Consider the following 13,250-nt stretch of genomic DNA (forward strand, 5'->3'; position numbering starts at 1 on the left):
ACGAAGGCCTCCGGCGGGTGATGTGGTTCCTAGACAGCTCCACTTCACAACCGGAGGCCTTCACCTGTCAGCACGACAGGCCGACACCGGGTCACCTCGACTCGGAACAACGTCCCTGGACATCACAGCTAGGCGATCACCCCCGCCGCGCGCAGGGCGTCGAGGTCGGTGACGCCCAGCTCGGCGAGCACGGCTTCGGTGTCGGATCCCTTGGCGCGCGGGGCTTCCGGCGTCGACGGCGGGGTCCGGTCGAACCGCGGCGCCGGCGCCGGCTGGACCATGCCGCCGATCTCGACGAACGTGCCGCGCGCCGCGTTGTGCGGGTGCGACGCCGCTTCCGACGGCGACAGCACCGGTGTCAGGCACGCGTCGGTGCCGGACGCGCGCGCCACGAGCTCGTCGCGCGTGTGCTTGGCGATCGCGCCCGCCACGATCTCGCGCAGCCGCGGCCACTGCGTCTTGTCGATGTGCAGCGGCAGCTCCGCCGGGTCCAGCTCCAGGACCTTGACCAGCTCGCCCCAGAACCGCATCTCGATCGCGCCGACGGCGACGTACTTGCCGTCCGCGGTCTCGTACGTGTCGTAGAACGGCGCGCCGCCGTCGAGCATGTTCTCGCCACGCTCCTCCGACCAGAGCCCGGCCGCCTTGATGCCGTGCAGGCTGGTGGTGAGCAGCGCCGCGCCGTCCACCATCGACGCGTCGACGACCTGGCCGCGGCCGGACGTGTTCCGCTCGTACAGCGCGGCCAGGACGCCCATCGCGAGCAGCAGCCCGCCGCCGCCGAAGTCGCCGACGAGGTTGAGCGGCGGCACCGGCCGCTCGCCCGCGCGCCCGATCGGCTCCAGCGCACCGGCGATGCCGATGTAGTTGATGTCGTGCCCGGCCGCCGTGGCCAGCGGCCCGTCCTGGCCCCAGCCGGTCATCCGGCCGTAGACCAGCCGCGGGTTCCGGGCGTGCACGACGTCGGGGCCGAGCCCGATCCGTTCGGCGACACCGGGGCGGAAGCCCTCGATGAGGACATCGGCCGTGTCGCAGAGCTTCAGCACCAGCTCCACGCCTTCGGGCGTCTTGGTGTTGATGCCGACCGACCGGCGGCCGCGGGCGAGCGGGTCGGTCTGGATGCCGAGCACGTCCTCCCCCGGCTGCGCGCGGTCGACGCGGACGACGTCGGCGCCGAGGTCGGCGAGGATCATCGTGGCGAAGGGCCCGGGCGCGAGACCCGCGAGCTCCACCACCTTCAGGCCGCCGAGCGGACCTGCCTTCATGAGCGGGACCCTTTCAGAGCGAGCGGGAGATGATTTCCTTCATGATTTCGCTGGTGCCACCGAAGATCCGGGAGATCCGGACGTCGGCCCAGGCACGCGCGATCGGGTACTCGGTCATGTAGCCGTAGCCGCCGAAGAGCTGCACGCAGTCGTCGATCACCTTGTTGACGCGCTCGGTGGTCCACAACTTCGCCATCGCCGCGCCCTGGACGTCCAGTTCACCGCGCAGGTGGCGTTCGATGCACTGGTCGAGGAACGCGCGTGCCACCGCGGCCTCGGTCGCCGCCTCGGCGAGGGTGAACTTGGTGTTCTGGAAGGAGAAGATCGGCCGGCCGAACGCCGTGCGCTCCTTGGTGTACTCGAGCGTGAGGTCGACCGCCGCCTCCAGCCCGGCCACCGCGGTGACGGCGATGATCAGCCGCTCCTGCGGCAGCTGCAGCATCAGCTGGAAGAAACCCTGGCCCTCGGCGTCGCCGAGGAGGTTGGCGGCCGGCACGCGGACGTCGTCGAAGAACAGCTCGGCGGTGTCCTGGCCCTTGAGCCCCACCTTGTCGAGGACGCGGCCGCGGCGGAAGCCCGGCGTGTCCGTCTCGACCACGATCAGCGAGACGCCCTGCGCGCCCGCGTCCGGGTCCGTCTTCACCGCGACGACCACGAGGCCGGCGTGCAGGCCGTTGGTGATGAAGGTCTTGGCGCCGTTGATGACGTAGTGGTCGCCGTCGCGGACCGCGCGCGTCTTGATGCCCTGCAGGTCGGAGCCGGTGCCGGGCTCGGTCATCGCGATCGCGCCGACCATCTCGCCGCTGGCCAGCTTCGGCAGCCACTCGCGCTTCTTCTCTTCCGAGGCGTAAGCGAGCAGGTAGTGCGCGACGATTCCATTGTGGACGGTGACGCCCCACGCGCTGTCCCCCGCCCGCGCCTGCTCTTCGTAGAGGACGGCTTCGTGCGCGAAGGTGCCGCCGCCTCCGCCGTACTCCTCGGGGATGGACAGGCAGAGCAGGCCGACCTCGCCCGCCTTCGTCCACAGCTCGCGGTCGACCTTCTTCTCCGCCGCCCAGCGCTCCTGGTGCGGGACGGCTTCCTTCTGCAGGAAGGACCGCGCGAGTTCGCGGAGGTCATCGAGCTCGGTCGTGCTCCACGAGCTCTTCGGCAGTTGCAGTGGCACGGGACCCTCCTGCTGGAAAACATTCCGATCAGCATGTAAGTTCTGATCGGAATGTACATCCGTACCGGCCCGTAGGTAAAGGTGGGAGGCCGCGGTGACCGAGACGACGCACCGGACCCAGGCACAGCGGCGCGAGCAGACCCGCACCGCGCTGCTCGACGCGACCATCGACTGCCTGGTCGAGGTCGGCTACGCGCGCACGTCGGTGCAGGAGATCTGCGCCCGCGCGGGCGTGTCGAAGGGCGCGGTGCAGCACCACTTCACCGCGAAGGCCGAGCTGATGGCGGCCGCGGTCGAGCACCTGACGACGAAGCTGCGCCGCCAGCTCGCGGCGTCGCTGGACGAGCTGCCCGGCGGCGGCAGCGGGGTCGCCGCGGCCATCGACCTGCTGTGGGCCGGCTACTCCGGCACGCTCTCGACGGCCGTCACCGAGCTCTGGGTCGCTGCCCGCACCGATCCCGAGCTGCGCGCGGCCATCCGCCCGGTCGACCGCGCGCTCGGCCGCGCCACGCTCGAGCACGTCACGCAGGTCGCCGGCGAACTCCCGCCGGAACGCGCGGAGATGCTGTTCTGGCTCACCGTGAACCTCACCCGCGGGCTGGCGCTGGACGCCGAGCTGGGCGGCGACCCGAACCGGCGCCGGCAGCTGCTGGACGAGTGGAAGCGCATCGCCGTCCTGCTCTACCAGGACGCTACCGCTGCGCCGAGCTGACCAGCGCGGCACCACCAGGGCGCTTTGCCCCTTATCCCGCAGGCGATTTCGTGGTCCAATCCCCTCCGAACGAGGGGAGTTCCGATGACCGCCGCCCCGTACCCGTACCCCTACGGCCCGCCGCCCGCACAGCCGCCGGCCGATCCGGGTGCCGTCTTCCGGCTGTTCGCCGCGATCCTCGGCATCCTCGCCGCGGCGCTGGTGATCACCGGGTCGTTCCTGCCGCAGACGTCGTTCGAGCAGGTGGTGGACGGCAAGACCGAGAGCAGCCAGACGATCAGCGCCTGGTCGCGCTCGTTCGCCGTCGAACCCGGCGAGGAAGCGAAGAAGTTCTACGAGCAGACGCACGTCGCCCGGTACGGCATCCCGCTGACCGCCGCCTCGGTCGTGCTGCTGGCCGGGGCCGGGCTGGCGTTGGCCGGCGCGCGCCGCTCCGCGAAGCCCGGCGTGCGCTCGGCCGCCCGGACGGCCCTGGTGGCGGGCGCCGCCGGGGTGACCGCGGCGGTGTGGATGCTCGGCATGGACGTCTCGGCGACGTTGAGCTACGAGTCCGACGAAGGGACGGTCAAGTCCCACTACCTGACCGGGATCGGGTTCTGGCTGCTGATCGGCGGCGGGATCGTCGCCCTGCTGGCGCTGGTGTCCGCGGCGCTGGCCGGGCGGCAGGCACCCGCCGCGGCCCCGGCCGGGCCGCCGCCGGGGCCGTACCAGCAGCCGTCGAGGCCGTACCCGGTGCCGCAGCAGCAGTTCGCGCAGCCGTACCAGGGATATCCGCCGTCGCAGCCGTTCCCCGCGCAGGCCCCGCCGCAGACCGGTCCGCAGCCACCGCCCTCCTACGGCACCCCGGCGTCTCCCTCGCAGCAGCCCGACGATCCCTACGGCGGCGTCACCCAGGCGCAGCCGCACCCGGACCGGCAGGAACCGACCGAGCCGAACTACCAGCTGCCGCCGCTGAACCCGCCCAATACGTGAATTTTATTCACATCACGCTGGACACCTGACGTACCGACGGTATGGTGTACTCGTCGGTAACCTCCGCGCGACGTCGCGCGGACTCCGCGGAACGGAGACGTCATGACCAGCACGACCCCCGCGAACGCGGTCGAAGACACCTCGCTGCCGCCGACGATCGGCGGCGTCGCCGGAGCGCCGAGCTCGGTGCGGGCGGCCCAGCTCGTCGCCCGCGTCCGGGGCGGCGCGGACTCGGCGCCGATCCGGATGCGGGCGCCCTTCACCGGGCTGCCGATCGCCACCCTGCCGCAGGCCACCGACGCCGACGTCCGCGCGGTGTTCGACAGTGCCCGGGCGGCCCAGCGGCCGTGGGCGGACCGCTCCCCCGCCGAGCGCGCCCGCGTCCTCACCCGGCTGCACGACCTGGTCCTCGCGCGGCAGGACGAGGCGCTCGACCTGGTCCAGGTCGAAGCCGGCAAGGCGCGGCTCGACGCGTTCGACGAGGTCAGCGCGACCGCGCTGGTGGCGGCCTACTACGGGAAGCACGCGGCGAAGATCCTCGCGCCCCGGCGCGTCGCCGGCGTCATTCCCGGCCTGACCCGCGCGGGCGAGGTCCGGCACCCCAAGGGCGTCGTCGGGATCATCTCGCCGTGGAACTACCCCCTGGCCCTGACCGCGATGGACGTCCTGCCGGCGCTGGCCGCGGGCAACGCCGTCGTGCAGAAGCCGGACAACCAGACCGCGCTTTCGGCGCTGTGGCTGCACGAGCTCGCCGAGGAGGCCGGGCTGCCCGCCGGGACCTGGCAGATCGTGCTCGGCCGGGGCTCGAAGATCGGCACCGCGCTGGTCGAGGAGTCGGACTACCTCTGCTTCACCGGGTCCACGCCGACCGGGAAGGAGCTGGCCGGGCAGGTGGCGAAGCGGCTGACGTCGTACTCGCTGGAGCTCGGCGGCAAGAACCCGATGGTCGTGTTGCCCGACGCCGACGTCGCGAAGGCCGCGACGGGCGCGGTGACGGCGTGCTTCTCCTCGGCCGGGCAGCTGTGCGTGTCGGTCGAGCGGATCTACGTCCACGAGGACATCCGCGACGAGTTCACCCGCGCGTTCGTCGCCCGGACCGCGGCGGTGCGGCTCGGCGGCGCGCTGGACTACCACGCCCAGATGGGCTCGCTGACGTCGGAAGACCAGCTCGCGGCGGTGTCGGCGCACGTCGAGGACGCCCGCGCGAAGGGCGCGTCGGTGCTCACCGGCGGCCGCGCGCGGCCCGACCTCGGCCCGCTGTTCTACGAGCCGACGGTGCTTTCGGACGTCACGCCGGACATGCTGCCGTTCGCCGAGGAGACGTTCGGGCCGGTGGTGTCGATCTACGGCTACACCGACGTCACGGACGCGATCGAGCGGGCCAACGACACGCCGTTCGGGCTCAACGCCAGCGTCTGGTCCCGCAACGGCCGCGCGGGCTGGGAGGTCGCGGCGCGGCTGAAGGCCGGGACGGTCAACGTGAACGAGGGCTACGCGGCGACGTTCGGCAGCGTCGGCGTCCCGATGGGCGGGATGAAGGACTCCGGCGTCGGCCGCCGCAACGGCGCCGAAGGCCTGCTGAAGTACACGGAGTCCCAGTCGATCGCGCTCCAGCGCGGCCTGGCCCTGCGCCCGCCTCGCGCTGTCCCGGGCTCGCTGTGGTCCCGAGGCATGACGTTCGGCCTCAAAGCCCTCCGCCGCCTCCCCCGCTGACGTGATTTAAGGGTCAGCACGCGTGATTGAAGGGTCATCACTCGTGATTGGAGGGTCGACACGGCGAAACCCGCGGGCCCGGCCGTGTCGACCCTTCAATCACACGTGTCGACCCTTCGATCACGCGTGTCGACCCTCTGATCACGCGTGTTCGGCGGTGGGGGCGGTGAGGAGGCCTCGGTCGTAGGCGATGGCGACGGCCTCCGCGCGGCGGCTGGCGCCGAGCTTGGCCATCACGCGGGAAAGGTGGACGCTCACCGTTTTTTCGCTGATGTAGAGCTCTTCGCCGACCTGGCGGTTCGTGCGGCCGAGGGCGACGCGCTCCAGGACGTCGCGCTCGCGGTCGGTCAGGGGGTCGGTGACCGTGCGGGCCGGGGGTGCCGGTTCGACGCCGTCCAGCTCGATGCGGGCGCGGTGGGCCAGGTCGCGGACCGCGTCGCGCAGCGGGATCGCGCCGAGCCGGACCGCCACCGCGTGGGCCGCTTCGAGGGACGCGCCCGCGCCCTCGTCCGCCGCCAGCCGGGCTTCCGCCTCGTGCCAGCGGCAGACCGCCTGCTCGTAGACGGCGCCGTAGCCGAACGCCTCCGCCGCGGCAGCCCACTGGTCCGCGTCGCCGCGACCGGACAGGCAGGTCGCCGCCGCCTCCAGGCGGGCCAGCCAGGCGCGGCCCTCCGGCCCGAGCGCCCCCGAGCGCGGCTGGCCGACGACCGAGCACATCCGGCCGTGCGCCAGGAAACGCTCGCCGGCCGCCACCGCGGCTTCGGCCGCGGCCTGGTCGCCGTGGAGGCGGGCGTCGGCGGCCAGCGCGGCCGCGGCGGACACGCCGAGCGCGCCCACCCGGATGCCGGCCAGCAGGCCGGGTTCGATCCGCTCCAGCCAGCCGATCAGGTCTTCGGCCTGGCGCACGGCCCCGGCGTGGTCGCCGCGCCAGTACGCCAGCTCGATGCCGGCGCCCCCGGCCGACAGCGGGATCTGCATGTCCGCCGTCCAGTGCTGCCGCAGCCCCGACAGCAGCTTCTCGGCCTCGCCGAACCGGCCGCGGGCGACGACGAACAGCGACCAGATGGCCAGGATCCGCGCGGCGACCGCGTTGGACACCCCGCGTCCGGCGCGGCCGGCGCTCTCGTCCGGCCAGTCGCCCATCAGGTAGCGCAGCATCAGCTGCCGTGCCCGCAGCTCGAGCCCGTAGACGCTCCAGCTCAGCCCGGCTTCCTCGGCCCGCGCGACGCCGTGTGAGGCGTGCTCCAGCGCCGCGGCGAAGTCGCCCTGGTCGTCGTGGCTCAGCGCCAGGAAGTAGGTCGCGCGGATTTCGGTGTTGTACGCGCCGACCTCACGCGCCTTGCGCTGGGCCTGGCGCAGCCGCTCCCGGGCCTCGGCGGCATCGCCGCGCGAGTCGGCCAGCGTGCCCAGGGTGACCAGCGCCGACGCCTCGGCGCCGGTCGCGCCCACGGCCTGCCCGTCGGCGACCGCGGTGAGCGCGCTGTCCAGCGCCGCTTCGGGCTGGTCGAGGATCCGGAGGAAGCCGGCCCGGCTGGCCAGCACCCAGGCGCGCGCGGAGCTGGGCTCGGTGTCCTTGACCAGGTCCCAGGCCCGGTCGATGGCGGCGACCGCCTCGTCCAGGGTGCCTTCCAGCGCCAGCAGCGCGTCCGCCAGCCGCCGCCACACCTTCGCGGCCCGGTCGTTCGGGATCTCGCCGGTCAGCGCCTGGGTGGCGGAGCGGGCGAACGCGGCGGCCCGCTCGGGCTCACCGGACGTCCCCGCGAAGTACGACGCTTCGTACAGCAGCTTCAGCTCGTCGACCCCTTCGGGCCGGTCCGCCGGCGTGACGGCGTCCCAGATGGACAGCGCCTGTTCGACGTGCTGCAGCGCCGACCCGGGCGCGCCGAGTTTCTCGGCTTCGTCCATCGCGCGCAGCAATGCCGGCAACGCGGTGGCGAGGTCGCTGCTCTGCATCGAGTGGTAGGCCAGCTTCGCGTCGTGGCCACGCCCTTGAGGACGCGCTTTGATCCGCGCCGCGTACGCCGCATGCGTGCGTGACCGCTCCCCGGGCAGCAGGTCGCCGTACACCGCTTCCTGCAGCAACGCGTGCCGGAAGGTGTACGAGCCGTCCGAGAGCACCACCAGCACGTGGTGCTGGACGGCTTCGCGCAGCGCCTCGTCGAGTTCGAGTTCCCCCAGCGCGGAGACTTCGGCGAGCGCGCCGTGCATGACCGGCTCGTTGGCCACCGAGATCACCCGCGCGACCCGGCGGGCGTCCGGGGAGAGCCGCTCGAGCCGGGACAGCAGCACCTCGGCCAGCCCGGCGGGCAGGTCGTTGCACTCGGTCTTGGTGGCGAGCAGCTCCTCGGCGAAGAACGGGTTGCCCTCGGAGCGGCTGACGATGTCGGCCACGACGTCCGGCGGCAGCGGCTCGTCGGCCAGCGCCTCGACGAACCTGCGGGCGTCGGCCGCGCCGAACGGCTGCAGGTCGACGCGCTCGACCGTGGCGAGCCGGACCAGTTCGGAGAGGAGGCCGCGCAGCGGGTGCCGCCGGTGGACGTCCTCCTCGCGGTAGCTGCCCACGACCAGCAGCCGCTGCGCCCGCAGGCGGCTGAGCAGGAAGGACAGCAGGTTGTGGGTCGAGGCGTCGGCCCAGTGGAGATCCTCGAGGAGGATCACCACCGGGCGCGCCTGCGCTATCTCGGTCAGCACCCCCAGTACCGCGTCGAACAACTGCAGCTGACCGAGATCCTGCTCCGGCCGGGGACGCACCATGGTTTCCCGGTCGTTGGAGGTCATCGGCGGGTGTTCGGCCGCCCGGGGTTCCTCGAGGCCCTGCCCCTGCGGCAGCAGCCGCCCGAGGGCGGGCCGGGCCCGCACCGCGGCGGCGACCGCCGGATCCGTCGCGCTGCCCAGCGGGGCGAGCGCCTCGGCGAACGGAAGATAAGGAAGACCGCCTTCGCGGACGTCGATGCAGCGGCCGGTGAGCACGAGCCCACTGCAGCCGGCGACGTGCTCGGCGAGCGCGGTCAGCAGCCGGGTCTTGCCGACCCCGGCGTCCCCCGAGAGCAGCACCGCGCCGGCTTCGCCACGTTCGGCCCTGGCGAAGGCGGCGCGGAGCCGCCGCATCTCGTGGGTACGGGCGACGAGCGGGATTCCGGAGCCGAGTCGGGGCACGAGGAGCATTGTTGCTCACCCCACCGACAGTTTCCGACCGCTTATCGCCATCGACACCATCCCGCCCCCCTTACCGGGCGGTTTCGGCGGTCGCCCGGGCGGCTTCCCGGCGCTCCTGCTTCGGTACGTCGACGTCGGTGCGCGCGGCCCGCACGTGGCGGACGGCGCGGCGGGCGCGGGCGGCCCAGGCGCTGCGCCCGGCCTTCCGCAGTTCCTCGGCCCGGTAGGCCGCTTCGGCCCGGACTGCGTCGAGCATGAGATCGCTGTGCATCGTGTTCCCCTGTCCCTGGCGGTTGGTAGCACTCAGGTTCGTCCTGAGGTGCCGCCCCGGGCATCGGGTGATCACGTACGCCTGCGCGCGAAAAGACCCCTTACTCCCGGCCGAGCCCAGCTCGGCGGGGGTAAGGGGTCTTTTCCAGAGGGCTCAGTCGCGTGCTGGGCCGCCGGTCCGCACCGCGGCCAGCAGCCCCCGCCAGCCCGACGCGGGCAGGCGGAACGCACCCCCTTCGGGGTCCTTCGAGTCGCGCACCGCGGCTCCGCCTTCGACGAACGCGACCTCGACGCAGTCGTTGCCGCCGCCGCTGTGGCTGCTCTTGCGCCACCGCGCCCCGGAGAGTTCTGCTTCCATGGTCCCCACTCCCTTACTGTGTCCTCGGTTCCGGATGGTGCACCGGACCCGGTACGGCCGCCTGTTCGGCGAACCGTCCGGCCGCCTCGGCGATCAGGTCCACCGAGTCGTCCGGTTTCAGTGCGGCGGCGCGCAGATGGTCGAACATCAGCCCGTAGCGCCGCACGTCTGTGGGTTCCTCCAGGTAAAGACCGCTGGACGTGCTGTCGTCGACGTAGACGACGTCCGGGTCGGCCTGCTCGGGGAAGCCCATGATGAGGAAGGGGCCTTCCATGCCGGGGTGCGCGCCGGCCCCGAACGGCACGACCTGGATGGTCACGTTCGGTTTCTCGGCGACGGCGACCATCCGGTAGAGCTGCTCGGCCATCACTTCGGGGCTGTCGACCACGCGGCGGAGCACGGCTTCGTCCATCACCGCCCAGTACTCCGGCGGCGGGGTCTCGGACAGCAGTTCCTGCCGGGCCATCCGGGCGGCGACGCGGCGGCGGATCTCGGCGTCCTCGGCGTCCGGCCGCAGCGCGCGGATCACCGCGCGGGCGTACCGCTCGGTCTGCAGCAGCCCGGGCACCAGCAGGGCCTGGAACGCGCGCAGCGAGCTGGCGTCGGCTTCGAGCCCGACGAAGGTGCCGGTGAACACCTCGTTGTAGGCGTGCCACCAGCCGCGCTTGCGGGCCTCCCTGGCCAGCTGGACGAGCGCCTCCTGCTCGTCGCCGGTGATGCCGTAGAGGGCGAGCATGTCCCGGGCGTCACGCGGGGTGACGCCGACGTGGCCGGTTTCGATGCGGCTGATCTTCGACGCCGAGCACTCGAGCTTCTCGCCGACCTCGTCGATGGTGAGGTCGGCGGCCTCGCGGAGGCGGCGCAACTCCCCCGCCAGCCGCCGGCGGCGAACCGTGGGGCTCTGTCCCCTTGCCATCGCGGCACCTCCGGATGTCGAGTGCTACCTGTATCCAACCACCCGGGCGCGGAGTCGGTGGAGCATTAACAGCGAGTCGATTCCGGCGCCGGATCTGCAATTTGCAGAATGCTCTTGTATCCTCGCACCCTGCACTGCGTCGGGCGCCTGACAGTCGGCCAGCCGTGGCTTCGACCGGCCTCTGAGCAGGGTAGACGATGACCGCGCGGAGTGCCGCGCGATCATCGGACGGAGGAGTCCGGGGCTGTCCCCCGATCGGTCCCGGGCTCCTCACCCGCGTCGAATGCCCTATTCCGGAGACCGATATTCGGGCAATTGGTCGCCCGTGCGGGTGATTTCCCGGCGAACCTCACAACACGCGCAGGAGTCCTTCTTGGACGACCGTCGCGATCAGCGTGCCGTCCTGGGCGAAGAACCGGCCGGTGGCCAGGCCGCGGGCGCCGGACGCCGTCGGGGAGGCGCTGTCGTAGAGGAACCACTCGTCCGCGCGGAACGGCCGGTGGAACCACAGTGCGTGGTCGAGGCTGGCGCCGAGCACCTTGTCGGTGTCCCAGTAGACGCCGTGGCGGGCGAGCACCGAGTCCAGCAGCGTCATGTCCGAGGCGTAGGTCAGCACGCAGACGTGCAGCAGCTGCTGGTCGGGCAGTTTCCCGTCGGCGCGCATCCACACCTGGTTGCGCGCGGGCCGCTCGCCGGTCTGCCGGGTGACCCACGGCGGCTCGTTGACGTACCGCAGGTCGATCGGCCGCGGCCGGGCGTGCGCGCCGATCGCGTACCCCTCGGCGCGCTCCATCAGCGTCGGGAGCGTCTCCGGCGCCGGCACGCCCTCCGGCATGGCCTCGGCGTGCTCGATGCCCGCCTCGTCCGTCTGGAACGACGCCGAGAGCGAGAAGATCGCCTTGCCGTGCTGGATCGCCACGACCCGGCGGGTGGTGAACGACCGGCCGTCGCGGATCCGGTCGACCTCGTAGACGATCGGCACGCTCGGGTCGCCGCCGCGGATGAAGTAGGCGTGCAGCGAGTGCACCCGGCGTTCCTCGGGGACCGTGCGCCCGGCCGCGACCAGCGCCTGGCCGGCGACCTGGCCGCCGAACACCCGCACCGGCGAGTGGGCGGGCGAAACGCCGCGGAAGATGTTCTCTTCGATCTTCTCGAGGTCGAGCAGCGCGATCAGGCGGTCGAGCACCGGCTGGCCGCCACCGGGGAGCTCCAGTTCGGTGGCGGCCGTCCTGGCCATTTCAGTCATGTCAGGACCATACGTGCATACTGAGCGGTCGGTCTCTCAAGCGTGGTCGTCTTCACCGAGCCGGTGCACGCGGATCAGGTTGGTCGACCCGACGGTGCCCGGCGGGGAACCGGCCACGATGACGACCAGGTCGCCCTTCTGGTACTTGCCCATCTCCAGCATCGCGTGGTCGACCTGCTGGATCATCTGGTCGGTCGAGCTGACCTGCGGGACGATGTGGGTGTTGGTGCCCCAGGTCATCGACAGCTGGCTGCGGACGCATTCCTCGGGCGTGAACGCGAGCAGCGGCAGCCGGGTGTGCAGCCGCGCGAGGCGGCGCACGGTGTCACCGGACTGGGTGAACGCGACCAGGGCCTTCGCGTTGAGCCGCTCGCCGATGTCGCGGGCGGCGTAGGAGATGACGCCGCGCTTGGTGCGCGGGACGTGCGACAGCGGCGGCACGATCGGCGAGTCGGTCTCGACCGCCTCGATGATCCGGCCCATCGTCTGCACGGTCTCGATCGGGTAGCGGCCGACGCTGGTCTCGCCGGACAGCATCACCGCGTCGGTGCCGTCGAGCACCGCGTTCGCGACGTCGGAGGCCTCGGCGCGGGTCGGCCGGGAGTTGTTGATCATCGACTCGAGCATCTGCGTCGCGACGATGACCGGCTTCGCGTTCTCGCGGCAGATCTGGATGGCGCGCTTCTGCACCAGCGGGACCTGCTCCAGTGGCAGCTCGACGCCGAGGTCGCCGCGGGCGACCATCACCGCGTCGAAGGCCAGCACGATGGCTTCGAGGTTGTAGACGGCTTCGGGCTTCTCGATCTTGGCCACGACCGGCAGCCGGCCCTTGCCGACCCGGTCCATCACCTGGTGGACCAGGTCGATGTCGGCCGGCGAGCGGACGAAGGACAGGGCGATGAAGTCGACGCCCAGCTCGAGCGCGAACTCGAGGTCCTCGATGTCCTTGTCGGACAGCGCCGGCACGGAGACGTCCATGCCGGGCAGCGAGACGCCCTTGTTGTTGCTGACCGGGCCGCCCTCGGTGACCTCGCACACGACGTCCGGGCCCTCGACGCCCTTGACCACCAGGCCGACCTTGCCGTCGTCGACGAGCAGGCGGTCGCCGGGCTTGGCGTCCTTCGCCAGGCCCTTGTAGGTGGTCGAGACGCGGTCGTGGGTGCCGGCGACGTCCTCGACGGTGATCCGGACGATGTCGCCGTTGTGCCACTCGACCGGCCCGCCGGCGAAGGTGCCCAGGCGGATCTTCGGGCCCTGCAGGTCGGCGAGGATGCCGACCGCCCGCCCGCTCTCCGCGGCGGCGGCCCGGATCAGGTCGTAGACCTGCTTGTGGTCGCTGTGGCTGCCGTGGCTGAAGTTCATTCTGGCCACGTCCATGCCGGCATCCACCAGGGCCCGCATCTTCTCCGGGGTCGCGGTGGCAGGGCCCAGGGTACAAACGATCTTCGCGCGTCGGCTCACGTCCACATAGCGTAGA

The 13,250-nt window shown here is 72.0% G+C and carries 11 protein-coding genes; 3 read left to right on the top strand and 8 right to left on the bottom strand.

The window, feature by feature from the left end:
• Positions 1-128: 128 nt before the first annotated feature.
• Both H5965_RS40175 and H5965_RS40180 read right to left on the bottom strand, forming a co-directional pair.
• A complete protein-coding gene (locus H5965_RS40175) occupies positions 129-1,265 on the bottom strand; it encodes a CaiB/BaiF CoA-transferase family protein (RefSeq protein WP_310976308.1) in 1,137 nt (378 codons plus the stop codon).
• A 13-nt stretch (positions 1,266-1,278) separates the two neighbouring features.
• Positions 1,279-2,430 carry an acyl-CoA dehydrogenase family protein gene (locus H5965_RS40180; protein ID WP_310976309.1) on the bottom strand — a complete coding sequence of 384 codons (1,152 nt, stop codon included), beginning with the start codon at positions 2,428-2,430 and terminating at the stop codon, positions 1,279-1,281.
• Positions 2,431-2,524: 94 nt separating this feature from the next.
• On the opposite strand from H5965_RS40180, the gene H5965_RS40185 reads away from it, so the two are divergent.
• From H5965_RS40185 to H5965_RS40195, 3 genes are all read left to right on the top strand, one after another.
• A complete protein-coding gene (locus H5965_RS40185; RefSeq protein WP_310976310.1) occupies positions 2,525-3,142 on the top strand; it encodes a TetR/AcrR family transcriptional regulator in 618 nt (205 codons plus the stop codon).
• An 84-nt stretch (positions 3,143-3,226) separates the two neighbouring features.
• The gene (locus H5965_RS40190) at positions 3,227-4,114 is read left to right on the top strand and encodes a hypothetical protein (RefSeq protein ID WP_310976311.1); all 888 of its coding nucleotides are present in this window, start codon (positions 3,227-3,229) and stop codon (positions 4,112-4,114) included.
• A 102-nt stretch (positions 4,115-4,216) separates the two neighbouring features.
• Complete coding sequence (locus H5965_RS40195) at positions 4,217-5,827, top strand: succinic semialdehyde dehydrogenase (RefSeq protein WP_310976312.1); 1,611 nt, start codon at positions 4,217-4,219, stop codon at positions 5,825-5,827.
• Positions 5,828-5,968: 141 nt separating this feature from the next.
• On the opposite strand, the gene H5965_RS40200 is transcribed toward H5965_RS40195, so the two are convergent.
• From H5965_RS40200 to pyk, 6 genes are all read right to left on the bottom strand, one after another.
• Positions 5,969-8,992 (bottom strand): AAA family ATPase, encoded by a 3,024-nt coding sequence (locus H5965_RS40200; protein WP_310976313.1) that lies wholly within the window; start codon positions 8,990-8,992, stop codon positions 5,969-5,971.
• A gap of 61 nt (positions 8,993-9,053) precedes the next feature.
• Positions 9,054-9,254, bottom strand: a complete 201-nt coding sequence (locus H5965_RS40205; RefSeq protein ID WP_310976314.1) for a hypothetical protein — start codon at positions 9,252-9,254, stop codon at positions 9,054-9,056.
• Positions 9,255-9,407: 153 nt separating this feature from the next.
• Entirely contained in the window at positions 9,408-9,611 is a 204-nt protein-coding gene (locus H5965_RS40210; RefSeq protein ID WP_310976315.1) for a DUF397 domain-containing protein, read from the bottom strand.
• Positions 9,612-9,624: 13 nt separating this feature from the next.
• Positions 9,625-10,527, bottom strand: coding sequence for a helix-turn-helix transcriptional regulator (locus H5965_RS40215; protein WP_310976316.1), 903 nt, complete (start codon positions 10,525-10,527; stop codon positions 9,625-9,627).
• A 349-nt stretch (positions 10,528-10,876) separates the two neighbouring features.
• Positions 10,877-11,773, bottom strand: coding sequence for an acyl-CoA thioesterase II (gene tesB, locus H5965_RS40220; protein ID WP_310976317.1), 897 nt, complete (start codon positions 11,771-11,773; stop codon positions 10,877-10,879).
• A 36-nt stretch (positions 11,774-11,809) separates the two neighbouring features.
• A complete protein-coding gene (gene pyk, locus H5965_RS40225; RefSeq protein WP_310976318.1) occupies positions 11,810-13,234 on the bottom strand; it encodes a pyruvate kinase in 1,425 nt (474 codons plus the stop codon).
• Positions 13,235-13,250: the final 16 nt, after the last annotated feature.

The organism is Amycolatopsis sp. 505 (genome assembly GCF_031625235.1).
Taxonomy (GTDB): domain Bacteria; phylum Actinomycetota; class Actinomycetes; order Mycobacteriales; family Pseudonocardiaceae; genus Amycolatopsis.

Bases quoted from the DNA above. Each gene is read 5' to 3' on its own strand.
- H5965_RS40195 (WP_310976312.1), top strand. From the start codon at position 4,217: ATGACCAGCACGACCCCCGCGAACGCGGTCGAAGACACCTCGCTGCCG.
- tesB (WP_310976317.1), bottom strand. From the start codon at position 11,773: ATGACTGAAATGGCCAGGACGGCCGCCACCGAACTGGAGCTCCCCGGT.
- H5965_RS40205 (WP_310976314.1), bottom strand. From the start codon at position 9,254: ATGCACAGCGATCTCATGCTCGACGCAGTCCGGGCCGAAGCGGCCTAC.
- H5965_RS40200 (WP_310976313.1), bottom strand. From the start codon at position 8,992: ATGCTCCTCGTGCCCCGACTCGGCTCCGGAATCCCGCTCGTCGCCCGT.
- H5965_RS40190 (WP_310976311.1), top strand. From the start codon at position 3,227: ATGACCGCCGCCCCGTACCCGTACCCCTACGGCCCGCCGCCCGCACAG.
- H5965_RS40210 (WP_310976315.1), bottom strand. From the start codon at position 9,611: ATGGAAGCAGAACTCTCCGGGGCGCGGTGGCGCAAGAGCAGCCACAGC.
- H5965_RS40215 (WP_310976316.1), bottom strand. From the start codon at position 10,527: ATGGCAAGGGGACAGAGCCCCACGGTTCGCCGCCGGCGGCTGGCGGGG.
- H5965_RS40175 (WP_310976308.1), bottom strand. From the start codon at position 1,265: ATGAAGGCAGGTCCGCTCGGCGGCCTGAAGGTGGTGGAGCTCGCGGGT.